The organism is Enterobacter sp. SCRI0065, from assembly GCF_059766475.1.
In genome coordinates, this window is sequence record NZ_JCBAJB010000003.1 from 488,775 (window position 1) to 512,827 (window position 24,053).

Here is a 24,053-nt window from a genome sequence, read left to right on the forward strand (position 1 = left end):
CCAATCACCATGCTTAGTGAGGATACCTGAATGCAGGCTTTGATTTTAGAACAGCACGATGGCAAGACCCTTTCTTCGGTTCAATCTATTGAAGAGAACCGCCTGCCAGATGGCAATGTCACTGTTGATATTGACTGGTCCAGTCTGAACTATAAGGATGCACTTGCCATTACCGGCAAAGGTAAAATTATCCGAAACTTCCCTATGGTGCCGGGAATTGATTTCGCAGGTCATGTTCATACCAGCGAAGATCCCCGCTTTCACGCAGGCCAACAGGTTCTGTTAACGGGTTGGGGAGTGGGTGAAAATCATTGGGGTGGACTGGCGGCTCAAGCGCGCGTGAAGGGCGACTGGCTAGTACCCATGCCAAAAGGCATGGACGGTCGTAAAGCGATGATCATCGGTACGGCTGGCTTCACCGCCATGCTATGCGTCATGGCGCTGGAAGAGGCAGGCATTCGACCTGAGTCCGGTGAAGTCGTGGTGACAGGCGCGAGCGGTGGCGTTGGCAGTACTGCGGTCACGCTGCTGCATAAACTCGGCTATCAGGTCGCCGCAGTCACCGGACGTGAAAGCACCCATGATTACCTGCGCTCACTGGGTGCAAGTCGCATTGTGGGCCGTGAAGAGTTCGCCGAAACCCGCCCGCTGGAAAAACAAATTTGGGCAGGCGCGGTTGATACCGTGGGCGATAAAGTCCTGGCAAAGCTCCTGGCACAGATGAACTATGGCGGCTGCGTTGCAGCCTGCGGCCTGGCGGGTGGTTTCGCCCTGCCGACCACGGTCATGCCATTTATTCTGCGTAACGTCCGTTTGCAGGGCGTCGATTCCGTCATGACACCTGCGGCACGCCGCGCGCAAGCCTGGGAGCGTCTGGTGCGTGATTTGCCAGAATCATTCTACACCCAGAGTGCGACTGAAATTAGCCTCGAACAGGCACCAGAATATGCTGAGAAGATCATGAACAACCAGTTCCAGGGACGCGCGCTGGTAAAAATTGCCTAATCTTCAAATTTTCGTGACATATTCGCGTTAACTCCTCTCCTCCGTCATGCTTAGAAAAACGCGTGACGGAGGATGCTATGAAAACCAGAAAACTGACGGAAGCCGATGTAACGGCGGAATCTGTCTTTATGTTACAGCGCCGCCAGGTTTTAAAGATGCTTGGTATCAGCGCGACTGCTTTAACGCTTTCCCCTGCTGCACATGCCGACCTGCTTGACTGGTTTAAAGGCAACGACCGCCCTAAAGCGCCTCCTGGTCTGCCGCTGGATTTTACCAAACCTGCGCAATGGCAAAATAAACTGGCCCTTACGCCCGAAGATAAAGTCACCGGATACAATAACTTCTATGAGTTTGGCCTTGATAAAGCCGATCCTGCCGCTAATGCGGGCAGCCTGAAAACCGATCCGTGGACGTTAAAAATTGAAGGTGAAGTGGCGAAACCCCTCACGCTGGATCACCACGATTTAACGACGCGCTTCCCGCTTGAAGAGCGTATCTATCGCATGCGCTGCGTCGAAGCCTGGTCGATGGTTGTCCCCTGGGTAGGCTTCCCGCTGCATAAGCTGCTGGCATTAGTCGAACCCACCAGCAATGCAAAATATGTGTCTTTCCAGACCCTCTATTCACCGGAGCAAATGCCGGGGCAGAAAGACCGTTTTATTGGCGGGGGACTCGAATATCCTTATGTTGAAGGGCTTCGCCTTGATGAAGCCATGCATCCTCTTACCCTTCTCACCGTGGGCGTTTATGGCAAAGCACTGCCGCCGCAAAACGGAGCGCCGATACGGCTGACTGTGCCGTGGAAATATGGTTTTAAGGGCATTAAGTCGATTGTGAGCATTAAGCTGACTCGTGAACGGCCTCCCACTACCTGGAATCTCGCCGCCCCAGGTGAATACGGTTTCTTTGCCAACGTGAATCCCCATGTTGATCATCCGCGCTGGTCGCAAGCTACCGAACGCTTTATTGGCTCAGGCGGCGCGCTGGATGTTAAACGCCAGCCAACGTTGCTGTTTAATGGCTACGCGGACGAAGTTGCCTCGCTCTATCGCGGGCTGGATCTACGGGAGAGTTTCTAAGTGCGCTTAAGCATAAAGCAGATTACCTGGTTGAAAGTGATTCTGCATCTGGCGGGATTGCTTCCTTTTATCTGGCTATTCTGGGCGGCGAACCAGGGCTATTTCAGTGCCGATCCGGCAAAAGATATCCAGCATTTTACCGGTAGGATGGCTCTGAAATTTTTACTGGCCACCTTGCTGGTTTCCCCGCTCGCGCGCTACGCTAAACAACCATTATTGATTCGCACCCGACGTTTATTAGGATTGTGGTGTTTTGCCTGGGCGACGCTGCATCTCACCAGCTATGCGCTGCTCGAGCTTGGGATTAACAATCTGGCGCTACTCGGCAATGAGCTGGTCACTCGTCCTTACCTGACGCTGGGCATTGTAAGCTGGTTTATTCTGCTTGCGCTGACGCTGACCTCAACGCAGTTTGCGCAGCGAAAACTCGGTAGGCGGTGGCAGTTATTGCACAACTTCGTCTATCTTGTTGCGATACTGACCCCGATACATTACCTGTGGTCGGTGAAGATTTTATCCCCGCAGCCCATCATGTATGCGTTATTGGCTGTAGCGCTTTTGATCTGGCGTTATAAAAAGTTCCGTCAGTGGTGGCGATAGTCCGCGAAACTGTGCGTTTTCCCGCAGAAACCCTATCAACCGCGCCACTTTTTTGGATTGCGGTTGATAATCTTCCCTGATAAGACCAGTATTTAGCTGCCAAATGCTACGAAATCGTTATAATGTGCGACTTTGGTTTTCCTGACAGGGGTTTTGATCCTCTGAAAAGGTGACAATCGCGCGTCGAAGGTATATTTTGTTTTTTACCGGAGATTCGCAGGAGATAGCGGCACAATGGCTGACAAATTCCACATCTTAGTGCTCAACGGACCGAACCTTAACATGCTCGGTACGCGTGAACCGGAGAAGTATGGCTCATTGACCTTGGGCGAAATTGTTAACCGTCTGAGTACGGAAGCAGCATCGCTTAACGTGGAATTTGACCATTTTCAGTCGAATGCGGAGTTCGCAATCATCGACCGAATTCATCAGGCTAAAGACACTGTAGACTATATCCTGATTAATCCGGCCGCGTTTACGCACACCAGTGTTGCTATCCGCGACGCATTGCTTGCCGTGAGCATCCCGTTTATCGAGATCCACCTGAGCAATGTGCATGCCCGTGAACCGTTCCGCCATCATTCCTATCTTTCAGATATCGCTGCTGGCGTTATCTGCGGACTGGGTGCGGAAGGTTATTCATACGCTTTACAGACAGCGGTCAAACGCTTGTCACAATCACACTAAACAAGAGTACGGAACCCACTCATGGATATTCGTAAGATTAAAAAGCTGATCGAGCTGGTTGAAGAATCAGGCATCTCCGAACTGGAAATTTCTGAAGGCGAAGAGTCTGTACGCATCAGTCGTGCCGCGCCAGTCAGTAACTTCCCAATGATGCAGACCTATGCTGCACCAATGATGCAACAGCCTGCTCTGTCTAACGCCGTTGCTCCGGCACCAGAAGCACCGGTCGCAGCAGCCGCAGAAATCAGTGGCCACATCGTACGTTCCCCAATGGTTGGTACTTTCTACCGCACCCCGAGCCCGGATGCGAAAGCGTTCATCGAAATCGGTCAGAAAGTCAACGTCGGCGATACCCTGTGCATCGTCGAAGCCATGAAAATGATGAACCAAATCGAAGCAGACAAGTCTGGTACTGTTAAAGCGATTCTGGTCGAAAGTGGTCAGCCGGTAGAATTTGACGAGCCTCTGGTCGTCATCGAGTAACGAGGCGAACATGCTGGATAAAATTGTCATCGCCAACCGTGGCGAGATCGCATTGCGAATCCTTCGTGCCTGTAAAGAATTGGGCATTAAGACTGTTGCTGTGCATTCAAGCGCGGATCGCGATTTAAAACACGTATTGCTGGCGGATGAGACGGTCTGTATTGGCCCGGCTCCGTCCGTAAAAAGCTATCTGAACATCCCGGCTATCATCAGCGCCGCTGAAATCACCGGCGCGGTGGCAATCCATCCGGGTTATGGCTTCCTCTCTGAGAACGCCAACTTTGCTGAGCAGGTTGAACGCTCTGGCTTTATCTTCATCGGCCCGAGAGCTGACACAATCCGCCTGATGGGCGACAAAGTGTCTGCGATCACCGCGATGAAGAAAGCTGGCGTACCGACCGTACCAGGCTCCGACGGCCCGCTGGGCGACGATATGGATGCTAACCGTGCCCATGCTAAACGCATTGGCTATCCGGTTATCATCAAAGCGTCAGGCGGCGGCGGCGGTCGCGGTATGCGCGTTGTACGTAGCGATGCTGAACTGGCGCAGTCCATCTCCATGACCAAAGCTGAAGCGAAAGCGGCTTTCAGCAACGACATGGTGTACATGGAAAAATACCTGGAAAACCCACGCCACATCGAAATTCAGGTGTTGGCTGACGGTCAAGGTAACGCAATCTATCTGGCTGAACGTGACTGCTCTATGCAGCGTCGTCACCAGAAAGTGGTCGAAGAAGCACCAGCACCGGGTATCACCCCGGAACTGCGTCGCTACATCGGCGAGCGTTGCTCCAAGGCATGCGTTGACATCGGCTATCGCGGTGCAGGTACGTTCGAATTCCTGTTCGAAAACGGCGAGTTCTATTTCATCGAGATGAACACCCGTATTCAGGTTGAACACCCGGTTACCGAAATGATCACTGGTGTCGATCTGATTAAAGAGCAGCTGCGTATCGCAGCAGGTCAACCATTGTCCATCAAGCAGGACGAAGTTGTGGTCAAAGGCCATGCGGTAGAATGCCGTATTAACGCCGAAGACCCGAACACCTTCCTGCCAAGCCCGGGTAAAATCACGCGTTTCCACGCGCCGGGTGGTTTTGGTGTACGTTGGGAGTCTCATATCTACGCTGGGTACACCGTACCTCCGTACTATGACTCAATGATCGGTAAGCTTATCTGCTATGGCGAGAACCGTGACGTGGCGATTGCCCGCATGAAGAACGCGTTGCAGGAGCTGATCATCGACGGCATCAAAACCAACATTGATCTGCAGATGCGTATCATGAGTGACGAGAATTTCCAGAACGGTGGAACTAACATCCACTACCTGGAGAAAAAACTCGGCCTTCATGAAAAATAAGTTCGCATGACTGCTAAAAGGCCGGATATTCCGGCCTTTTTTATTTCTGGGGATAGCCAAGTCCCATCATGTACAATCCCCGCTTTCTTCATCCACAAGGGACTTAAAATGGACAAGCGTTTTGTTCAAGCCCATAAAGAAGCGCGCTGGGCGCTGTGGCTGACCCTTCTTTATCTCGCAGCATGGTTAGTAACCGCTTACTTACCCAACTCCACCGCAGGGTTCACTGGACTTCCGCACTGGTTTGAAATGGCCTGCCTGCTGCTGCCGCTGGTCTTTATTGTGCTGTGCTGGGCAATGGTGAAATTCATCTATCGCGATATTTCGCTGGAGGACGATGATGCAGCTTGAAGTCATTTTGCCGCTTATCGCGTATTTATTCGTCGTGTTTGGTCTCTCGGTCTATGCCATGCGCAAAAGAACGACGGGTAATTTTTTAAACGAGTATTTCCTGGGCAGCCGTTCCATGGGCGGCGTGGTTTTGGCCATGACGCTGACGGCAACCTATATCAGCGCCAGCTCCTTTATTGGTGGGCCCGGTGCGGCCTACAAGTACGGTTTAGGCTGGGTCCTTCTGGCGATGATTCAACTCCCTGCCGTCTGGCTCTCTTTAGGGATTCTGGGTAAGAAATTCGCCATTCTGGCGCGCCGGTACAACGCCGTCACGCTCAACGATATGCTGTTTGCCCGTTATCAAAGCCGCCTGCTGGTTTGGCTGGCGAGCCTGAGTCTGTTGGTCGCCTTCGTCGGCGCCATGACGGTGCAGTTTATCGGTGGCGCCCGCCTGCTTGAAACCGCAGCAGGTATCCCTTACGAAACCGGGTTGCTCATTTTCGGCGTCAGCATCGCCTTATATACCGCCTTTGGCGGTTTCCGGGCCAGCGTCCTCAACGATACGATGCAAGGCCTGGTGATGCTGATAGGCACCCTGGTTCTGCTGGTTGGTGTGGTTCACGCTGCCGGTGGGTTGCATCAGGCGGTGGAAACCCTGCAGACCATTGATCCAAAGCTGGTGACTCCGCAGGGTGCCGATGACATCCTCTCTCCAACGTTCATGACCTCGTTCTGGGTATTGGTCTGCTTTGGCGTCATTGGTCTACCGCATACGGCGGTCCGCTGCATTTCCTACAAAGACAGCAAGGCAGTACACCGTGGCATCATTATCGGCACAATCGTGGTCGCCATTCTGATGTTCGGTATGCACCTGGCCGGCGCACTGGGTCGGGCAGTATTGCCGGACCTGACGGTTCCCGACCTGGTTATCCCAACATTAATGATGAAAGTATTACCGCCCTTTGCCGCCGGGATTTTCCTTGCCGCACCTATGGCGGCTATCATGTCGACGATTAACGCTCAGCTCCTGCAAAGTTCCGCTACGATCATTAAAGATCTGTATCTGAACTTTCGCCCGGAGCAGATGCATAACGAAAAGCGGTTGAAGCGCATGTCGGCCGTGATCACGCTTGCGCTGGGCGCGCTCTTATTGCTAGCCGCATGGCGTCCGCCAGAGATGATTATCTGGCTCAACCTGCTGGCGTTTGGTGGGCTTGAAGCCGTGTTCCTGTGGCCGCTGGTGCTTGGCCTGTATTGGGAACGCGCCAATGCTGTGGGCGCGCTAAGCGGTATGATTGTCGGTGGCGTACTTTATGCAGTACTTGCCACGTTTAAAATTCAGTACCTGGGCTTTCATCCGATTGTGCCTTCGTTACTGTTAAGTCTGCTGGCGTTTGTGGTGGGGAACCGTTTTGGTCAACCCGTTCCGCAGGCAGCCGTCATTTCTACTGATAAATAAAGAGTTTTGCCATGCCGTGGATCCAACTAAAACTGAATACAACGGGCGCGAATGCCGAAGAGCTAAGTGATGCGCTGATGGAAGCCGGTTCGGTTTCTATCACCTTCCAGGACACTCATGATACGCCGGTATTTGAGCCGCTGCCGGGCGAGACTCGCCTGTGGGGTGATACCGACGTGATCGGCCTGTTCGATGCCGAAACCGACATGAAAGACGTCGTGGCGATTCTGGAGAATCATCCGCTACTCGGCGCGGGCTTCATGCATAAAATCGAGCAGTTGGAAGATAAAGACTGGGAACGCGAGTGGATGGATAACTTCCATCCTATGCAGTTCGGCAAGCGCTTGTGGATTTGCCCGAGCTGGCGTGACGTGCCCGACGCTAATGCCGTGAACGTGATGCTCGATCCAGGCCTGGCGTTCGGGACAGGCACCCATCCAACGACCTCACTGTGCCTGCAATGGCTGGACGGGCTCGATCTGGAAGGCAAAACCGTGATCGACTTCGGATGTGGATCCGGGATCCTCGCGATTGCGGCGCTGAAATTAGGTGCGGCCAAAGCCATTGGGATCGATATCGATCCGCAGGCTATTCAGGCCAGCCGTGACAATGCTCAACGCAATGGTGTTTCGGAGCGTCTTGATCTGTACCTTGCGCAAGATCAGCCAGAGGCCATGAAAGCCGATGTGGTGGTCGCCAACATTCTGGCGGGCCCATTACGTGAACTGGCACCTTTAATCAGCGTGCTGCCCGTTGAGGGTGGCCTGCTGGGCTTGTCTGGCATCCTTGCCAGCCAGGCAGATAGCGTCTGCGAAGCCTACGCCGATCTCTTTACGCTTGACCCAGTGGTTGAGAAAGAAGAGTGGTGCCGCATTACGGGAAGTAAGAAATAAGATTTTGGTGTGGTCATCTGACCACACCGCCCTCCCTCACTAATTCCTCACGCTCACAATCATTCTTCCCGTAAAATAACCTCTGTTTTCATATGGTTATTTTATATTTCAAACAACAACATTCATCGGAAGAATTTTATGATTCCCTTTATTGGCAAGGCCGCGCTTGTGGCGCTCTGTATGATATCCGTTTCCGCTTATGCATCGCACTGGAGCTACGAAGGCGAAGGGTCACCCGAGCACTGGGGTGAGCTGGACGATGCCTATAAAACCTGTCAAAGCGGTATGAATCAATCCCCAGTTAATATCGATTCAACGGTTAAAGCACATCTATCTCCCCTTAAAACACGTTACATCGACGGCCCTGTCACGTTGACAAATAACGGCCATACGATCCAGGCAGTAGAGAAAGCCGACACTCAGGACACCATCACGCTGGATAAACAGTCCTGGACGCTGCAACAGTTCCATTTCCATTCCCCGAGCGAAAATACCGTTCACGGAAAGAAATACGCCATGGAGATGCATCTGGTGCATAAAAATGCCGAAGGTGAACTCGTGGTCGTTGCCGTGATGTTTAACAAAGGGGCGGCCAATACTGAACTCAATCAGCTCTGGAGCATTATGCCGGGGCTGGCAGAACAATCCGCTACACTGCAAACACACCTGGATCTGAACAAACTGCTGCCGAAAAACAAGACCTACTGGCGCTTTAGCGGTTCTCTCACCACGCCTCCGTGTTCTGAGGGCGTGACCTGGATTGTCATGCAGCATCCTATGACGTTGTCTGCTGAACAGCTGGAAAAATTCAAGCATACGATGCATCACGATAATAACCGTCCGATACAGTTACTTCATGGACGTGTCGTGGTTGAATAATGCTCATTTTTCACTGTGAGATCATGTTCTAAAATGGGAGCTTGATCGCAAAGAAGGTCGATAATCTGCTGCTAAAAACAGCAGATTATCCCGAGCAAGTGATTCATTTAGACAGAAATGATGAGAACTTACGGGAATTTGTAAGCGTCTATAAAATAGACAACCTTAGTTAACGCACTGATTTATATCATTAATAATAAATCCTTCTCACACTGACTGTCGATTCATTGATCTACGACAGCGGATTGTTCAAAGTTTGGCCTTTCATCTCGTGTAAAAAATGCGTAATATACGCCGCCTTGCAGTCACAGTATGGTCATTTCTTAACTCATGCGCATCGGACACCACCAGCTTAGAAATCGACTGATCGCAGCGCCAATGGCAGGTATTACTGACCGGCCTTTCAGGACGCTGTGCTACGAGATGGGAGCAGGATTAACCGTTTCCGAGATGATGTCGTCTAACCCGCAAGTTTGGGAAAGCGATAAGTCCCGCCTACGGATGGTGCACATTGACGAGCCAGGTATTCGCACCGTGCAAATTGCCGGAAACGATCCTGAAGAAATGGCGCAAGCCGCGCGTATTAACGTTGAAAGTGGCGCCCAAATTATTGATATCAATATGGGTTGCCCGGCAAAAAAGGTGAATCGCAAGCTGGCTGGTTCTGCTCTTTTGCAGCATCCCGATCTGGTGAAGTCTATCCTGAAAGTGGTGGTTGCAGCGGTGGACGTGCCTGTTACGCTGAAGATTCGCACTGGTTGGGCGCCGGAACACCGTAACTGTGTAGAAATTGCCCAATTGGCCGAAGACTGTGGTATCCAGGCCCTGACCATTCATGGACGTACTCGCTCCTGTTTGTTCAATGGCCATGCGGAATACGACAGCATTCGGGCAGTTAAGCAGAAAGTTTCCATTCCGATTATCGCGAATGGCGACATAACTGACCCGCTAAAAGCCAGGGCTGTGCTCGACTATACAGGGGCAGATGCTCTGATGATAGGACGTGCCGCTCAGGGAAGACCCTGGATCTTTCGGGAAATCCAGCATTATCTGGACACTGGGGAGTTGCTTGCTCCACTGCCTCTGGCAGAGGTTAAGCGCTTGCTTTGTGCACATATTCGGGAACTGCATGACTTTTATGGTCAGGCAAAGGGGTACCGAATTGCGCGTAAACACGTATCCTGGTATCTACAGGAACACGCTCCAAATGACCAGTTTCGGCGCACATTCAACGCCATAGAGGATGCCAGCGTACAGCTGGAGGCGTTGGAGGCATACTTCGAAAATTTTGCGTAAACAGAAATAAAGAGCTGACAGAACTATGTTCGAACAACGCGTAAATTCTGACGTACTGACCGTTTCTACCGTTAACTCTCAGGATCAGGTGACTCAAAAACCTCTCCGTGACTCGGTTAAACAAGCACTGAAGAACTATTTTGCTCAACTGAATGGTCAAGATGTGAGTGACCTGTATGAGTTGGTACTGGCTGAAGTTGAACAGCCACTGTTGGACATGGTGATGCAATACACCCGCGGTAACCAAACCCGCGCTGCCCTGATGATGGGTATCAACCGTGGTACCCTGCGTAAGAAATTGAAAAAATACGGCATGAACTGATACTAATCAGCTAAGTGTTTGTTTAAAAAGGCGCTACTCGGCATGGGGAAGCGCCTTTTTTATTGCCTGCGATCCGGACCGTCAACGCTTTGTAAACCTTGGACTATCTTCCTTTTAAACCTCTGCTTTTCGTGTATATTTCCACCACTTTTAGCGATTTATAACCACGGAATGACACAATGATTCGTAAATACGGGTGGCTGGTTGTATTTGCTGTCACGGTTTTCATCTTTGATGCGCTGCTCATGCAGTGGATTGAGATCCTAAGCACCGAAATCGATAAGTGTCGCAATATGAATTCCGTGAATCCGCTAAAATTAGTGAACTGTTCAGATCTCGATTAATCTTCGAACGTCGTGAAAAACATCGCTTTCACCCATTAAAAACAGGGATTTAAATCCCTTTTCGTCATTACCTTACGGTGATAATGTCTCTGCCCTTTTCAAATGCTATTCCGCACTCTCTCACAAAGAATGAGTTAAACAGACCATGCTGGTTAGCCAATACAACCAAATACTCGTAGTCATCTCGTTTGCTGTTGCCATTCTTGCTGCTTACACCGCTCTCAACATGGCTGCACGCGTGGCCGGGAGTCAGGGTATCGCTGCGCGTATTTGGCTGGCGGGTGGTGGTGTCGCGATGGGAATCGGCGTTTGGGCAATGCATTTCATCGGCATGCTGGCGATGGATATCTCCATGAGCATGAGCTACAACATTGCGATCACCGTGCTCTCGATGATCATTGCGATTGGCTCATCGATGTTCGCCCTCTGGCTTGTCAGTACAGAACAGCTGCGTCTTCGCCGCCTGCTACCCGGCGCGTTAGTGATGGGAATGGGTATTGTTGCCATGCATTACACGGGTATGGCCGCACTGGAAGTTACACCCGGGATTATTTGGGATAAAAGCTGGGTCACGCTCTCCGTAGTCATTGCATTAGCTGCATCGCTGACGGCATTGTGGCTGACGTTTCGATTGCGTCACGAAGCCGCACAGGTTGCGCTGATGCGTCTGGGTGCTGCGATCACTATGGGAATAGCGATCGCGGGTATGCACTATTCGGGTATGAAAGCGGCGCAATTCCCTGCATCGACCATGATGCAACATCACGGTATTAACGGTAGTTGGTTAGCGGTTTTGGTGAGCGTCGTCGCCCTGTCTATTTTGGGCATTACGTTGCTGATTTCTATGCTTGATGCCCGACTACAGGCCCGGACATCGCTGCTGGCATCTTCTCTGGCCGAGGCCAACCGCGAGCTGGCTCAGTTGGCGCTACACGATACCCTGACGCGCTTGCCTAATCGTGTTCTTCTGGAAGACCGCCTGGATCAAGCCATTAGCAAGGCGGACCGCGAGGGAACCCACTTCGCGCTGATGTTTATGGATCTGGACGGATTCAAAACGGTGAATGACGCCTATGGTCATGATGTTGGCGATAAGCTGCTAATCGCTGTCACCAGGCGGCTCATGTTGCCACTTAAAGGCCAGTTTACGCTCGCGCGCATTGGCGGTGATGAGTTCGTTCTGCTCGTAGAGATCGGCGGTCCGGACGATGCCGCCTCACTGGCTAGTTCGCTCGTGCGCGCCATTGACAGCCCTTTCAACGTGGAACCTTACGAACTGGTCGTCACCGTCAGCATCGGTATCGCATTGTATCCGCATGATGGGAAAACCGATCGCGAGTTGATGTTTAATGCCGATGCGGCGATGTATCACACCAAGCACGTCGGGCGTAACGGCTATCATTTTTTCCAGCCGTCGATGAATACGTTGGCTCAGACACATCTACAGCTGATGAACGATCTATGGTTGGCGGTAGACAGGAATGAATTACGTTTGCATTATCAGCCTAAATTCCATGCCCCGGCTGGCCCTATCCTGGGTTTCGAAGCACTGCTGCGCTGGCAGCATCCGAAACAAGGGCTGTTAACTCCTGATGTCTTTCTACAACTGGCGGAAAAAACCGGTTTGATCATCCCGATTGGTAATTGGGTGATAAATGAAGCATGCCGACAGTTACGCGAGTGGCACCTTCAGGGCCACACGGACTGGTCTATGGCGGTTAACCTTTCGACGCTTCAGTTTGAGCAACCGTCATTAGTTAATACCGTACTTGATTGTCTGGCGCGACACGATCTTCCACCAGAAACGTTAATCCTGGAAGTCACGGAAACTACCGCAATGAGTAATCCTGATGAAAGCGTGAGGGTGTTAACAGAGCTAACGGATGCAGGGGTAAAAGCCTCAATTGATGATTTTGGTACGGGCTATTCAAGCCTTCTTTATCTAAAACGTCTACCGGCCTGCGAACTGAAAATCGACCGCGCTTTTGTGAAAGAATTGAGTGGCGAGAGTGATGATGCCACCATTGTATCGGCGATTGTGGCCCTCGCGAAAACGCTTAATCTAAAAGTCGTCGCGGAAGGCGTTGAGACTAAAGCTCAGCAGGAATTTCTAACACAGCTGGGCTGCAACACGCTCCAGGGCTATCTGTTAGGGAAACCCGTAACGGCTGAAACGGTTGAGGAACTTTGCAACAATGCCGAAAGATTCAACGCTCACTCTCAGGATAGCCATCCGATATCATGAGGCGACGGGGTAAATGACTGGCGGCACGCGCGTAATGTGCAGCGTCGCCAGGATATTATCTACCAGCACAGGTGCTTGCTGATAAAGGTTGAAACTTTCACTGTCCATTAACCAGTTTTTAATGAGTCCGCTGAAGAAGCCATGGAAAACAATTAACGCCACCTCAACGTTAACCTGTGCAGAAATGAGACCTTGAGATAGACAATTCCCTAACAGTTCTCGCACATTCTCATAATTAAAACCAATTCGTTTCCGAATTTCATATTCTGACGTCATTTCATAATGAAATTCACATTTGTGATACAGAATTTGTAATAGCGCATGTTGCCGCGGTTCACGGGCAATATATTGCAACGCAGTGATAAAACGTTCGCGAAGGACGAGTAAGGGATCGTCATTGCCTGCCAGAGTCAGCCTATCGTGAATGAGGTCGCACAAAGGCAACTGTTGTTCCCATATTGCATTGAAGAGTTCCAGCTTACTGGTGAAATGCCAATACACCGCCCCACGTGTCACACCCGCCGCTTCAGCGATGTCGGACAATGTGGTGTTCGCAACACCCCGCGTTGCAAACTCCGCGATAGCGGATTCGATGAGTAACTGCCGGGTTTTCTGTGCTTCTTCTTTCGTTTTACGCGCCATAACGGTTACTCATTGCCCATACATGTTGCTACGAAAACAAGGAAATCGACTTGCTGACGTAGTCGTCAAAGTATTGCTCAACAATTAAATTCATTCTGTACAAAAAAAGTGAATTTGAATGATTAATAAACCATATGAATGAATCATGATAATTAAATACAAATAACACATGAGTTATTCAGTGAGAAAATAAAAATAATGCGTTCTATCTTCTTCACTATATCGTTGATTAACGGTGTCAGATTCTGATTTTTGCGTTTACGTGCCGTCAGCCGCACTTATAAATTAAACAACTTCAAGACACCTCATTATTATGTGCGCTAACTTTCTGACTCTTTGCCCCTGCGCATCTCTTCATTTATTCACGGCAAATATCAGTTTATTGTTTTTAAAGGAACAGTAATGACCACACATTTCAGGCTTTTACCTTTATCCGGTTTTATTGTCTGCGCTACGCTGCTTGCGGGCTGCGACACATCTGATAATCCGCAGCAACACGTGCAGGCACCGCAGGTAACTGTCTATGTCGTGAAGAGTGCCCCCCTTGCAGTAACGACTGAGTTGCCCGGTAGAACCGACGCATTTCGCGTTGCTGAAGTTCGACCGCAGGTGAGTGGTATCATTTTACGACGTAATTTCACTGAAGGTAGCGATGTCAAAGCGGGAGATTCTCTCTATCAGATCGACCCGGCAACCTATCAGGCAGCCTATGACAGCGCCAAAGGCGAGCTTGTAAAAGCCGAGGCCGCTGCCAACATCGCGCATTTAACTGTGAAACGCTACGTTCCGCTGGTTGGTACGCAGTATGTGAGTAAACAAGAGTACGATCAGTCAGTTGCCAACGCCAGGCAAGCAGATGCGAGTGTTATCGCCGCAAAAGCCGGTGTTGAGACGGCTCGCATTAATCTTGCCTACACCAAAGTGTCTTCGCCTATCGGCGGACGAATTGGTAAATCTAGCGTTACCGAAGGAGCACTGGTCACAAATGGTCAGGCTTCTGCCCTGGCAACCGTACAGCAGCTCGACCCTATCTATGTGGATGTGACGCAATCCAGCAATGACTTTATGCAGATGAAACAGTCCAGCTTGCAGAAAGGGGAAGGCAGCAGCAGCGTTCAGCTGTTAATGGAAAATGGTCAACCTTACTCAGAAAAAGGCACATTGCAGTTCTCCGATGTCACCGTCGACGAAAGCACAGGCTCCATTACGCTTCGAGCAGTCTTCCCGAATCCCCAACATATGCTGTTGCCAGGCATGTTTGTACGAGCACGAATCGACGAAGGTGTACGCCCTGACGCGATCCTGGTTCCGCAGCAGGGCGTCACCCGTACGCCTCGGGGCGATGCTACCGTCCTCGTTGTAAACGAAAAAAATCAGGTTGAATCCCGCACCGTCGTTGCCCCACAGGCCATTGGCGATCGCTGGCTCATTACGGAAGGGTTGAAAAACGGTGACCGCGTTATTGTGAGCGGCCTGCAAAAGGCCCGTCCCGGCGCCACCGTAGTGGCAACCCCTGATTCAGCCGCTAATAAAGCCAGTTAAGGGATTACAAAATGGCTAATTTCTTTATTCAAAGGCCGATTTTTGCCTGGGTTCTCGCCATCATTCTGATGATTGCGGGCGGGCTGGCTATTCTCCAGCTTCCCGTGGCGCAATATCCGACTATTGCACCACCCGCCGTTGCCGTTTCGGCAACTTATCCGGGCGCAGATGCGCAAACGGTGCAGGATACCGTAACGCAGGTTATCGAACAGAACATGAACGGCATCGATAATCTTATGTACATGTCGTCCACCAGCGACTCTTCGGGAAGCGTGACCATTACGCTCACCTTCCAGTCAGGTACCGATCCGGATATCGCCCAGGTACAGGTGCAGAACAAACTCCAGCTGGCGATGCCTTTACTGCCGCAAGAAGTGCAGCAACAGGGTATTAGTGTAGAAAAGTCCAGCAGTAGCTTCCTGCTGGTCGCAGGGTTTGTCTCTGATAACAAAAATCTGTCCCAGGATGATATCTCGGACTATGTGGCTTCAAACGTTAAGGATGCCATCAGCCGAACCTCTGGCGTGGGTGATGTGCAGCTTTTTGGCGCGCAATATGCGATGCGTATCTGGCTTGATAGCAATGCACTGAATAAATATCAGCTGACTCCGCTGGATGTCATCAATCAGCTTAAGACCCAGAACAACCAGATTGCCGCCGGTCAATTGGGCGGGACACCTTCCGTACCTGGGCAACAGTTGAATGCATCTATCATTGCGCAAACGCGTTTGAAAACGCCGGAGGAGTTCCGCAACATCACGCTTAAAGTGAACCAGGATGGATCGATGGTTCGCCTTAAAGATGTGGCTCGCGTTGAACTTGGCGGTGAGAACTACAACATGGTGACCAAGATCAACGGCCAAGCAGCAACAGGTCTTGGGATTAAGCTCGCAACGGGTGCAAACGCCCTGGATACGGCCGCTGCTATTAAATCAAAACTGGCGGAACTCCAGTCTTTCTTCCCACAGGGACTGAAAGTTGTCTATCCCTATGACACCACGCCGTTCGTTAAGATCTCCATCCATGAGGTTGTCAAAACGCTGTTTGAGGCAATTATCCTCGTCTTCCTCGTGATGTACCTGTTCCTGCAAAACCTGCGCGCCACGCTCATCCCAACGATTGCAGTGCCGGTTGTATTGCTGGGTACGTTTGCCGTACTGGCCGCCTTTGGTTTTTCAATCAATACCCTGACGATGTTTGGGATGGTGCTCGCCATTGGCTTGCTGGTTGATGATGCGATAGTGGTGGTTGAGAACGTCGAACGCGTCATGGTGGAAGAAAACTTGCCGCCAAAAGAGGCGACGCAGAAATCCATGGAGCAAATTCAGGGTGCTCTGGTGGGTATCGCGATGGTGCTTTCAGCGGTATTTATCCCTATGGCGTTTTTTGGTGGTTCAACGGGTGCAATTTACCGCCAGTTCTCACTGACCATTGTCTCTGCCATGGCGCTCTCGGTTCTGGTTGCCTTGATTCTGACCCCAGCGCTGTGCGCCACCTTACTGAAGCAACCCTCTGCTGGACATGAGAAAAAAGGCGGTTTCTTTGGTTGGTTTAATAACCTCTTTGATAAGAGCGTGGACCATTACAGCAATAGCGTCAGCGGGATTTTACGTAAAACTGGCCGCTATCTGGTGGTCTATGTACTGATTGTTGGCGGCATGGCGGTACTCTTTTTGAAGCTGCCAACCTCATTCCTGCCCGAAGAAGATCAGGGCGTATTTATGACGATGGTGCAGTTGCCGGCAGGTGCTACGCAAACGCGTACGCAGCAAATTCTGGATCAGGTTCAGCAGTACTACCTCACTAAAGAAAAGGCAAACGTTGAATCGGTCTTCACCGTTAACGGCTTTAGTTTTAGTGGTCAAGGTCAAAACGCCGGCATCGCATTTGTGAGCCTCAAGCCATGGGAAGATCGTCCGGGCAAAGAAAATGGTGTCGGTGCAATAGTGAGCCGTGCAACAAAAGCCTTTAGCCAGATAAAAGATGGTCTTGTCTTCCCATTCAACTTGCCAGCGATCATTGAATTGGGTACTGCGACAGGGTTCGACTTTGAGTTAATCGATCAGGCAAACCTAGGGCATACTCAGCTGACTCAGGCACGAAACCAGCTGCTGGGCATGGTAAAAGATCATCCCGATCTGTTGGTTCGCGTACGTCCTAACGGTCTTAAAGATACTCCACAATTTAAGCTGGATGTCGATCAGGAGAAAGCGCAGGCTCTGGGCGTCAGTGTATCTGATATTAATCAGACTATATCTACTGCACTGGGTGGGACCTACGTTAATGACTTTATTGATCACGGTCGCGTGAAAAAGGTTTACGCGCAGGCTGAAGCCCAGTTCCGTATGTTGCCGGGTGATATCAATAATCTGTACGTACGCAGTTCAAATGGAGAAATGGTTCCCTTCTCAGCCTTCAGCACTTCGCGTTGGATTTCCGGATCGCCACGCTTGGAACGCTACAACGGGATGCCATCCATGGAAATTCTGGGAGAATCCGCACCGGGTAAAAGTACAGGTGAAGCGATGGTCATGATGGAAAACCTCGCCCAGAAATTGCCGTCCGGGATTGGTTACGACTGGACAGGGATGTCTTATCAGGAACGTTTATCTGGCAATCAGGCACCGGCGTTATATGCTATTTCGCTGATTGTGGTATTCCTGTGTCTGGCGGCGCTTTACGAGAGCTGGTCAATTCCATTCTCCGTGATGCTGGTGGTGCCATTAGGCGTGATTGGTGCCCTCCTCGCCGCTTCGCTGCGTGGACTGAATAATGACGTCTACTTCCAGGTGGGTCTTCTGACGACCATTGGGTTATCCGCCAAGAATGCGATTCTTATTGTCGAATTTGCTAAAGATCTCATGGATAAAGAGGGGAAAGGTATCATCGAAGCGACGCTAGAGGCATCACGAATGCGCCTTCGTCCGATTCTGATGACTTCTCTGGCATTCATTCTTGGCGTCATGCCGCTGGTTATCAGTAGCGGAGCGGGTAGTGGCGCACAGAATGCTGTCGGTACCGGGGTTATGGGGGGAATGCTGTCGGCAACGCTATTAGCGATTTTCTTCGTGCCTGTATTCTTCGTGGTTGTCAGACGAAGGTTTAATCGTCATGTAGAATAATCAACATAAAAGGCGTCATTCGACGCCTTTTTCTTTTCAATCTAAACAGCAAGTTAACTTTTTTGACGTCACAATATTAATTTGTCTGCTAATAAAAATAGCATCGTCTTATTTTCCTTTAGTGCGGACGATATTTATTACCACTGCATTTTCTCCACTATTTTTACAATCCACATAATTTGAGATTATTCCTCGTGTTCCCTCCGTTTGTACTGATGGTAAAATGGCTAACAGTTCGTTAAACAACCCAACAGGTTTATAGCGAGTAGAGATTTAATTCTGAGGTAACACCATGAAAAGATTCATTTCCGTTGCACTGCTCGCTGCGCTATTAGCTGGCTGCGCGCACGATTCTCCGTGTGTACCGGTATACGACGATCAAGGCCGACTGGTTCATACTAATACCTGTATGAAAGGCACTACCCAGGATAACTGGGAGACAGCAGGAGCGATTGCAGGCGGTGCTGCCGCTATCGCAGGTCTGACACTGGGCATCGTCGCCTTAACTAAATAGAATGATTTAAGCAAAAGTGCGGTTTATCCCGTGCTTTTGCTTTAAAAGAGTGCAGTCATTTCTTCCTACGTTAAAAAAATGTTCTTTTTCATCCCCTCACCTATATGAATATCTGATTGCTCTCACACCTTTTTCGCGGTTATTTTTTAGTTTCATATTTTAACGTGATATTTTTCACAAATTAATGCCGTTTAATACTCTGCCAATATTCACTTCAGAAACTACCCTTCTAGTTTTATTCACGCCTAATCAACTTTTGCTCTAATTTGTGGCGCAGGTTGTGATTTCGCACCATTTCAGGGCGCTTAAATTATTTATCCCTGTCTACACTCAGCATTGTGCGTTCTGCTATCTCCTTTTTAGCCGAATGTTAAAACTGGCATTACGTTTGCTTTATAAACGTCGGCCAACGCCACAGACAGGTATAAGCATTTCAAAACGACTCTTTATAACGATAAATTTCGCTACACAGGATGCATTATGAAAAAGACGATGATAGCCAGCCTGGCCGCTGCGGGCATGTTGTTTGTTGTAGCCAGTCAGGCGCATGCAGGCACCACTTTGGATGCCGTTAAAAAGAAAGGCTTTGTACAATGTGGTATTAGTGATGGGCTGCCCGGCTTCTCTTACGCCGATGCAAACGGCAAATTTACCGGTATTGATGTTGACGTGTGTCGTGGTGTGGCGGCGGCTCTCTTTGGAGATGATACTAAAGTAAAATATACCCCGTTGACCGCGAAGGAACGCTTCACGGCGCTGCAATCCGGTGAAGTGGATATGCTTTCACGTAATACCACCTGGACCTCTTCCCGCGATGCAGGAATGGGGATGTCATTTACGGGTGTGACTTACTATGACGGTATCGGTTTTCTTACCCATAATAAAGCTGGCCTGAAGAGCGCTAAAGAACTCGACGGTGCAACCGTGTGTATTCAGGCAGGTACTGATACCGAGTTGAACGTCGCTGACTATTTCAAAGCCAATAAAATGAAATATACGCCAGTCACCTTTGATCGCTCGGATGAATCCGCCAAAGCGCTGGAATCGGGCCGTTGCGATACCTTGGCCTCTGACCAATCTCAGCTATATGCTTTGCGCATTAAACTGAGTAATCCTGCTGAATGGATCGTTCTGCCGGAGGTGATTTCGAAAGAACCACTGGGACCGGTAGTTCGCCGTGGCGATGAAGACTGGTTCTCAATCGTTCGCTGGACGTTGTTTGCCATGCTGAACGCAGAAGAGATGGGCATTAACTCGAAAAATGTCGATGAAAAAGCCGCAAATCCGACGACTCCGGATATGGCGCATCTTCTGGGTAAAGAAGGTGACTACGGCAAAGATCTTAAGCTCGATAATAAATGGGCTTATAACATCATCAAACACGTGGGTAACTATGCTGAGATCTTCGAGCGTAACGTTGGATCTGAGAGCCCACTGAAGATCAAACGCGGCCAGAATAATCTCTGGAACAATGGCGGCATTCAGTACGCTCCGCCAGTACGTTAAGCAGTAGCTGTAACGGGCACTGCACATGTAGTGCCCAGTCCAGAGTCATGGTTACCGAGGTTTTTATGCCCCATCGCCGCTCAGCCGTAAAAGGAAAACTTTCCTTTTCTCATCCCGCGGTTCGCGCCTGGCTATTTCAAATCATAGCTATTGTCGCCGTCGTGGTTGTCGCGATTTATTTAATTCACAACACGGTGACTAATCTTAGCAACCGCGGTATTACCTCCGGCTTTGCGTTCCTGGATCGCAGTGCAGGGTTTGGAATTGTGCAGCACTTAATTGACTATCAGGAAGGAGATACATACGGCCGAGTGTTTCTCGTCGGTTTGCTCAATACACTGCTTGTCTCGGCGTTGTGTATTGTATTTGCCTCTTTTCTTGGCTTTTTCCTGGGTCTGGCACGTCTGTCAGAAAACTGGCTATTACGTAAACTCTCAACAATTTATATTGAGACGTTCCGCAATATTCCCCCGCTACTGCAGATCTTTTTTTGGTATTTTGCAGTCCTTCGTAACTTACCGGGCCCACGTCAGGCAGTAGATGCTTTTGATCTGTTTTTCTTAAGTAATCGTGGACTTTACATCCCGTCGCCATTATCTGGCGAGGGAGTTTATGCATTTATCGCCGCCATTGTTATGGCTATCGCAATATTTGTCGGATTGTTTCGCTATAACCGCGCACTTCAGATAAAGACCGGCCAACTTCGCAGGACGTGGCCAGTTGGAGTAGCACTGATAGTGGGTTTACCGCTACTCGCACACTGGGTTTTCGGCGCGGCTTTACATTGGGATATTCCACAACTTCGTGGGTTTAACTTCCGCGGAGGAATGGTGCTGATTCCTGAACTGGCAGCATTGACGCTCGCTTTATCAATTTATACTTCTGCGTTTATTGCTGAAATTATCAGGTCGGGTATTCAGGCAGTTCCCCATGGACAACATGAGGCAGCACGATCGCTGGGATTACCAAACCCAGTGACGCTACGCCAGGTAATTATTCCGCAGGCCTTACGCGTGATAATCCCCCCACTAACCAGCCAGTACCTCAATATCGCAAAAAACTCCTCACTTGCTGCCGCGATTGGCTATCCCGATATGGTGTCACTGTTCGCAGGAACGGTGCTTAACCAAACCGGTCAAGCTATCGAGACCATCGCCATCACAATGTCGGTTTATCTGATGATCAGCCTGACGATTTCCTTGTTGATGAATATTTATAACCGTCGTATTGCACTGGTTGAGCGCTAAGGAATCATGATGACAAAAGCCGTACTGTCACACGCCCCGCGTCCGTCCAGCAAAGGAAATTGGCAATTCATTGCGTGGGCGCGCAAAAATTTGTTCTCCTCGTGGAGTAACAGTCTGCTGACAATTATCTGCATAGGTTTGATGTGGCAACTGCTTCCTCCGTTATTTAATTGGGTACTCTTCCAGGCTAATTGGGTGGGTTCCACACGCGCCGATTGCACGAAAGCGGGCGCATGTTGGGTATTTATCCACGAGCGTTTCGGTCAATTCATGTATGGGTTGTATCCGCACGATCAGCGTTGGCGTATTAATGTGGCGCTGATTATTGGTTTGATATCGATCGCGCCAATGTTTTGGAAACGCATGCCGCATCGTGGCCGATATATTGCTGGCTGGGCGGTGATTTATCCGTTGGTTGTCTGGCTACTGCTATATGGCGGGATTCTGGGGCTGGAGCAAGTCGAAACTCGCCAATGGGGTGGGTTGACGCTGACGCTGATTATCGCCTCTGTAGGAATAGCCGGCGCACTACCGTTGGGCATCTTACTCGCTCTCGGGCGTCGCTCGACCATGCCCGTAGTGCGCGTGCTTTCGGTACTCTTTATCGAATTCTGGCGCGGCGTACCGTTAATCACTGTGCTGTTTATGTCTTCCGTCATGTTGCCGCTTTTTATGGCTGAAGGGACAACAATCGATAAACTGATTCGCGCCCTTGTCGGAGTCGTTTTATTCCAGTCCGCTTATGTCGCCGAAGTGGTTCGTGGCGGACTTCAGGCTCTACCGAAAGGTCAATATGAAGCAGCTGAATCGCTGGCGCTTGGTTACTGGAAGACGCAGGGACTGGTGATATTACCGCAAGCACTCAAACTGGTTATTCCAGGGCTGGTGAACACCATTATCGCACTCTTTAAAGACACCAGTCTGGTCATCATTATTGGCCTGTTTGACCTCTTCAGTAGTGTGCAGCAGGCCACGGTCGACCCAGTCTGGCTTGGTATGTCGACTGAAGGCTATGTTTTTGCCGCTCTTGTTTACTGGATTTTCTGTTTTAGCATGTCGCGCTATAGCCAACATCTGGAAAAGCGCTTTAACACCGGGCGTACACCGCACTGAGGAATGTATGAGCAAAATTACGATGACCCCCGCTGACGCGATGATTACCCTGGAAAACGTCAATAAGTGGTACGGGCAGTTTCACGTGTTAAAAGATATTAACCTTAAGGTGCGGCAAGGAGAGCGTATCGTTTTATGTGGGCCGTCTGGCTCAGGGAAATCCACAACGATACGTTGCATTAACCATCTTGAAGAGCATCAGCAAGGACGTATTGTGGTAGATGGAATTGAACTGGATGAAGACATTCGCAACATCGAACGCGTCCGGCAGGAAGTGGGAATGGTATTTCAACATTTCAACTTATTCCCACACCTGACCGTTTTGCAAAACTGCACGCTAGCCCCGATCTGGGTTAAAAAGATGTCGAAGAAAGAAGCTGAAGCACTGGCAATGCACTATCTGGAACGTGTTCGCATAGCTGAGCATGCGAATAAATTCCCGGGACAAATATCAGGCGGGCAACAACAACGTGTGGCGATCGCTCGTTCGCTTTGTATGAAACCCAAAATTATGTTGTTCGATGAGCCCACATCAGCTCTCGACCCAGAAATGGTGAAAGAAGTACTGGATACAATGGTGGGCCTTGCCCAATCAGGTATGACAATGCTCTGCGTTACACATGAGATGGGGTTCGCCAGGACAGTTGCGGACCGGGTAATCTTTATGGATAGAGGTGAAATTGTCGAGCAAGCGCCACCGGATGAATTTTTCGCACATCCTAAATCAGAACGTACGCGTGCGTTTTTATCGCAAGTTATCCATTAATACCAATGCAAAAAGGCCATCCTTTCGGATGGCCTCTTCACTTAATTGATGTCTGGCAGTTCCCTACTCTCACATGGGGAGACCCCACACTACCATCGGCGCTACGGCGTTTCACTTCTGAGTTCGGCATGGGGTCAGGTGGGACCACCGCGCTAAAGCCGCCAGACAAATTCTTTTACTATGTGCCGAACTTCAACCACGTATTAAGTGGTGCTGATACCCAGAGTCGAACTGGGGACCTCACCCTTACCAAGGGTGCGCTCTACCAACTGAGCCATATCAGCACTCTAAATTTTGATGCCTGGCAGTTCCCTACTCTCACATGGGGAGACCCCACACTACCATCGGCGCTACGGCGTTTCACTTCTGAGTTCGGCATGGGGTCAGGTGGGACCACCGTGCTAAAGCCGCCAGGCAAATTCTGTTATCAACACGCATCTCTGCATATCAATTAATCTGTTATCAAGCTGAAAATGATGTCTGTCTTTTCGCCAAAACATCTTCGGCGTTGTAAGGTTAAGCCTCACGGTTCATTAGTATCGGTTAGCTCAACGCATCGCTGCGCTTACACACCCGACCTATCAACGTCGTAGTCTTCAACGTTCCTTCAGGACTC

22 protein-coding genes, 1 tRNA gene and 3 rRNA genes are annotated in these 24,053 nt (G+C 50.1%); 21 read left to right on the plus strand and 5 right to left on the minus strand.

Going from position 1 to position 24,053, the window contains the following annotated elements; all coding sequences use genetic code 11:
- The first annotated feature begins 30 nt into the window (after positions 1 to 30).
- The 14 genes from acuI (at position 31) to AC6EMZ_RS12425 (ending at position 12,985) form a co-directional block, all read left to right on the plus strand.
- A complete protein-coding gene (acuI, locus tag AC6EMZ_RS12360; RefSeq protein WP_498402790.1) occupies positions 31 to 1,005 on the plus strand; it encodes an acrylyl-CoA reductase (NADPH) in 975 nt (324 codons plus the stop codon).
- A 77-nt stretch (positions 1,006 to 1,082) separates the two neighbouring features.
- Positions 1,083 to 2,084 (plus strand): protein-methionine-sulfoxide reductase catalytic subunit MsrP, encoded by a 1,002-nt coding sequence (gene msrP, locus AC6EMZ_RS12365; RefSeq protein WP_498402791.1) that lies wholly within the window; start codon positions 1,083 to 1,085, stop codon positions 2,082 to 2,084.
- Positions 2,085 to 2,684, plus strand: a complete 600-nt coding sequence (msrQ, locus tag AC6EMZ_RS12370; RefSeq protein ID WP_498402792.1) for a protein-methionine-sulfoxide reductase heme-binding subunit MsrQ — start codon at positions 2,085 to 2,087, stop codon at positions 2,682 to 2,684. It begins immediately after the preceding gene.
- A gap of 234 nt (positions 2,685 to 2,918) precedes the next feature.
- Positions 2,919 to 3,371, plus strand: coding sequence for a type II 3-dehydroquinate dehydratase (gene aroQ / locus AC6EMZ_RS12375; protein WP_498402793.1), 453 nt, complete (start codon positions 2,919 to 2,921; stop codon positions 3,369 to 3,371).
- A 21-nt stretch (positions 3,372 to 3,392) separates the two neighbouring features.
- On the plus strand, positions 3,393 to 3,854 hold the full coding sequence (gene accB / locus AC6EMZ_RS12380) for an acetyl-CoA carboxylase biotin carboxyl carrier protein (RefSeq protein WP_498402794.1): 462 nt from the start codon (positions 3,393 to 3,395) through the stop codon (positions 3,852 to 3,854).
- Between the two features lie 10 nt (positions 3,855 to 3,864).
- Positions 3,865 to 5,214, plus strand: coding sequence for an acetyl-CoA carboxylase biotin carboxylase subunit (gene accC, locus AC6EMZ_RS12385; protein WP_498402795.1), 1,350 nt, complete (start codon positions 3,865 to 3,867; stop codon positions 5,212 to 5,214).
- A gap of 108 nt (positions 5,215 to 5,322) precedes the next feature.
- Entirely contained in the window at positions 5,323 to 5,565 is a 243-nt protein-coding gene (locus AC6EMZ_RS12390; protein ID WP_498402796.1) for a YhdT family protein, read from the plus strand.
- Entirely contained in the window at positions 5,555 to 7,006 is a 1,452-nt protein-coding gene (panF, locus tag AC6EMZ_RS12395; protein ID WP_498402833.1) for a sodium/pantothenate symporter, read from the plus strand. Before AC6EMZ_RS12390 ends, panF begins: the two co-directional genes overlap by 11 nt.
- Positions 7,007 to 7,017: 11 nt before the next feature.
- Positions 7,018 to 7,899: a 50S ribosomal protein L11 methyltransferase gene (prmA, locus tag AC6EMZ_RS12400; RefSeq protein ID WP_498402797.1), complete on the plus strand. Its 882-nt coding sequence runs from the start codon at positions 7,018 to 7,020 to the stop codon at positions 7,897 to 7,899.
- Between the two features lie 138 nt (positions 7,900 to 8,037).
- Entirely contained in the window at positions 8,038 to 8,778 is a 741-nt protein-coding gene (locus tag AC6EMZ_RS12405) for a carbonic anhydrase (RefSeq protein WP_498402799.1), read from the plus strand.
- Between the two features lie 330 nt (positions 8,779 to 9,108).
- Positions 9,109 to 10,074, plus strand: a complete 966-nt coding sequence (gene dusB / locus AC6EMZ_RS12410) for a tRNA dihydrouridine synthase DusB (protein ID WP_498402800.1) — start codon at positions 9,109 to 9,111, stop codon at positions 10,072 to 10,074.
- A 25-nt stretch (positions 10,075 to 10,099) separates the two neighbouring features.
- Positions 10,100 to 10,396 carry a DNA-binding transcriptional regulator Fis gene (gene fis, locus AC6EMZ_RS12415; RefSeq protein ID WP_003855228.1) on the plus strand — a complete coding sequence of 99 codons (297 nt, stop codon included), beginning with the start codon at positions 10,100 to 10,102 and terminating at the stop codon, positions 10,394 to 10,396.
- A 179-nt stretch (positions 10,397 to 10,575) separates the two neighbouring features.
- Positions 10,576 to 10,740: a DUF2556 family protein gene (locus tag AC6EMZ_RS12420; protein ID WP_498402801.1), complete on the plus strand. Its 165-nt coding sequence runs from the start codon at positions 10,576 to 10,578 to the stop codon at positions 10,738 to 10,740.
- A 145-nt stretch (positions 10,741 to 10,885) separates the two neighbouring features.
- Positions 10,886 to 12,985 (plus strand): putative bifunctional diguanylate cyclase/phosphodiesterase, encoded by a 2,100-nt coding sequence (locus AC6EMZ_RS12425; protein ID WP_498402802.1) that lies wholly within the window; start codon positions 10,886 to 10,888, stop codon positions 12,983 to 12,985.
- Here the strand turns inward: AC6EMZ_RS12425 and envR are convergent.
- On the minus strand, positions 12,980 to 13,627 hold the full coding sequence (gene envR / locus AC6EMZ_RS12430) for an acrEF/envCD operon transcriptional regulator (protein ID WP_498402803.1): 648 nt from the start codon (positions 13,625 to 13,627) through the stop codon (positions 12,980 to 12,982). The two genes, AC6EMZ_RS12425 and envR, sit on opposite strands and share 6 nt — an antisense overlap.
- Positions 13,628 to 14,029: 402 nt before the next feature.
- On the opposite strand from envR, the gene AC6EMZ_RS12435 reads away from it, so the two are divergent.
- From AC6EMZ_RS12435 to AC6EMZ_RS12465, 7 genes are all read left to right on the plus strand, one after another.
- The gene (locus AC6EMZ_RS12435; RefSeq protein WP_498402804.1) at positions 14,030 to 15,169 is read left to right on the plus strand and encodes an efflux RND transporter periplasmic adaptor subunit; all 1,140 of its coding nucleotides are present in this window, start codon (positions 14,030 to 14,032) and stop codon (positions 15,167 to 15,169) included.
- 11 nt (positions 15,170 to 15,180) lie between these two features.
- The gene (locus AC6EMZ_RS12440) at positions 15,181 to 18,291 is read left to right on the plus strand and encodes an efflux RND transporter permease subunit (RefSeq protein WP_498402805.1); all 3,111 of its coding nucleotides are present in this window, start codon (positions 15,181 to 15,183) and stop codon (positions 18,289 to 18,291) included.
- A gap of 292 nt (positions 18,292 to 18,583) precedes the next feature.
- Positions 18,584 to 18,805 carry a lipoprotein gene (locus AC6EMZ_RS12445; RefSeq protein WP_006178893.1) on the plus strand — a complete coding sequence of 74 codons (222 nt, stop codon included), beginning with the start codon at positions 18,584 to 18,586 and terminating at the stop codon, positions 18,803 to 18,805.
- A 480-nt stretch (positions 18,806 to 19,285) separates the two neighbouring features.
- Positions 19,286 to 20,311 (plus strand): amino acid ABC transporter substrate-binding protein, encoded by a 1,026-nt coding sequence (locus AC6EMZ_RS12450; protein WP_498402806.1) that lies wholly within the window; start codon positions 19,286 to 19,288, stop codon positions 20,309 to 20,311.
- 65 nt (positions 20,312 to 20,376) lie between these two features.
- Entirely contained in the window at positions 20,377 to 21,558 is a 1,182-nt protein-coding gene (locus AC6EMZ_RS12455) for an amino acid ABC transporter permease (RefSeq protein WP_498402834.1), read from the plus strand.
- Positions 21,559 to 21,567: 9 nt separating this feature from the next.
- Positions 21,568 to 22,671 (plus strand): amino acid ABC transporter permease, encoded by a 1,104-nt coding sequence (locus AC6EMZ_RS12460; RefSeq protein ID WP_498402835.1) that lies wholly within the window; start codon positions 21,568 to 21,570, stop codon positions 22,669 to 22,671.
- A 7-nt stretch (positions 22,672 to 22,678) separates the two neighbouring features.
- Entirely contained in the window at positions 22,679 to 23,437 is a 759-nt protein-coding gene (locus AC6EMZ_RS12465; protein WP_498402808.1) for an amino acid ABC transporter ATP-binding protein, read from the plus strand.
- 50 nt (positions 23,438 to 23,487) lie between these two features.
- Here AC6EMZ_RS12465 and rrf (AC6EMZ_RS12470) read toward each other — a convergent pair.
- The 4 genes from rrf (AC6EMZ_RS12470) to AC6EMZ_RS12485 form a co-directional block, all read right to left on the minus strand.
- A 5S ribosomal RNA gene (gene rrf, locus AC6EMZ_RS12470) occupies positions 23,488 to 23,603 on the minus strand.
- A 42-nt stretch (positions 23,604 to 23,645) separates the two neighbouring features.
- A tRNA-Thr gene (locus AC6EMZ_RS12475) sits at positions 23,646 to 23,721 on the minus strand.
- Between the two features lie 15 nt (positions 23,722 to 23,736).
- Positions 23,737 to 23,852, minus strand: a 5S ribosomal RNA gene (rrf, locus tag AC6EMZ_RS12480).
- A 97-nt stretch (positions 23,853 to 23,949) separates the two neighbouring features.
- Positions 23,950 to 24,053: ribosomal RNA gene (locus AC6EMZ_RS12485) — 23S ribosomal RNA — on the minus strand; the annotation flags it as partial.

Excerpts from the sequence above, each read along its gene's own strand:
- fis (WP_003855228.1), top strand. The coding sequence starts at position 10,100 with ATGTTCGAACAACGCGTAAATTCTGACGTACTGACCGTTTCTACCGTT.
- AC6EMZ_RS12390 (WP_498402796.1), top strand. The coding sequence starts at position 5,323 with ATGGACAAGCGTTTTGTTCAAGCCCATAAAGAAGCGCGCTGGGCGCTG.
- AC6EMZ_RS12450 (WP_498402806.1), top strand. The coding sequence starts at position 19,286 with ATGAAAAAGACGATGATAGCCAGCCTGGCCGCTGCGGGCATGTTGTTT.
- aroQ (WP_498402793.1), top strand. The coding sequence starts at position 2,919 with ATGGCTGACAAATTCCACATCTTAGTGCTCAACGGACCGAACCTTAAC.
- AC6EMZ_RS12445 (WP_006178893.1), top strand. The coding sequence starts at position 18,584 with ATGAAAAGATTCATTTCCGTTGCACTGCTCGCTGCGCTATTAGCTGGC.
- msrP (WP_498402791.1), top strand. The coding sequence starts at position 1,083 with ATGAAAACCAGAAAACTGACGGAAGCCGATGTAACGGCGGAATCTGTC.
- AC6EMZ_RS12465 (WP_498402808.1), top strand. The coding sequence starts at position 22,679 with ATGAGCAAAATTACGATGACCCCCGCTGACGCGATGATTACCCTGGAA.
- acuI (WP_498402790.1), top strand. The coding sequence starts at position 31 with ATGCAGGCTTTGATTTTAGAACAGCACGATGGCAAGACCCTTTCTTCG.
- accB (WP_498402794.1), top strand. The coding sequence starts at position 3,393 with ATGGATATTCGTAAGATTAAAAAGCTGATCGAGCTGGTTGAAGAATCA.
- AC6EMZ_RS12435 (WP_498402804.1), top strand. The coding sequence starts at position 14,030 with ATGACCACACATTTCAGGCTTTTACCTTTATCCGGTTTTATTGTCTGC.
- dusB (WP_498402800.1), top strand. The coding sequence starts at position 9,109 with ATGCGCATCGGACACCACCAGCTTAGAAATCGACTGATCGCAGCGCCA.
- AC6EMZ_RS12405 (WP_498402799.1), top strand. The coding sequence starts at position 8,038 with ATGATTCCCTTTATTGGCAAGGCCGCGCTTGTGGCGCTCTGTATGATA.
- accC (WP_498402795.1), top strand. The coding sequence starts at position 3,865 with ATGCTGGATAAAATTGTCATCGCCAACCGTGGCGAGATCGCATTGCGA.
- AC6EMZ_RS12420 (WP_498402801.1), top strand. The coding sequence starts at position 10,576 with ATGATTCGTAAATACGGGTGGCTGGTTGTATTTGCTGTCACGGTTTTC.
- panF (WP_498402833.1), top strand. The coding sequence starts at position 5,555 with ATGCAGCTTGAAGTCATTTTGCCGCTTATCGCGTATTTATTCGTCGTG.
- envR (WP_498402803.1), bottom strand. The coding sequence starts at position 13,627 with ATGGCGCGTAAAACGAAAGAAGAAGCACAGAAAACCCGGCAGTTACTC.
- prmA (WP_498402797.1), top strand. The coding sequence starts at position 7,018 with ATGCCGTGGATCCAACTAAAACTGAATACAACGGGCGCGAATGCCGAA.
- AC6EMZ_RS12425 (WP_498402802.1), top strand. The coding sequence starts at position 10,886 with ATGCTGGTTAGCCAATACAACCAAATACTCGTAGTCATCTCGTTTGCT.
- AC6EMZ_RS12455 (WP_498402834.1), top strand. The coding sequence starts at position 20,377 with ATGCCCCATCGCCGCTCAGCCGTAAAAGGAAAACTTTCCTTTTCTCAT.
- AC6EMZ_RS12440 (WP_498402805.1), top strand. The coding sequence starts at position 15,181 with ATGGCTAATTTCTTTATTCAAAGGCCGATTTTTGCCTGGGTTCTCGCC.
- AC6EMZ_RS12460 (WP_498402835.1), top strand. The coding sequence starts at position 21,568 with ATGACAAAAGCCGTACTGTCACACGCCCCGCGTCCGTCCAGCAAAGGA.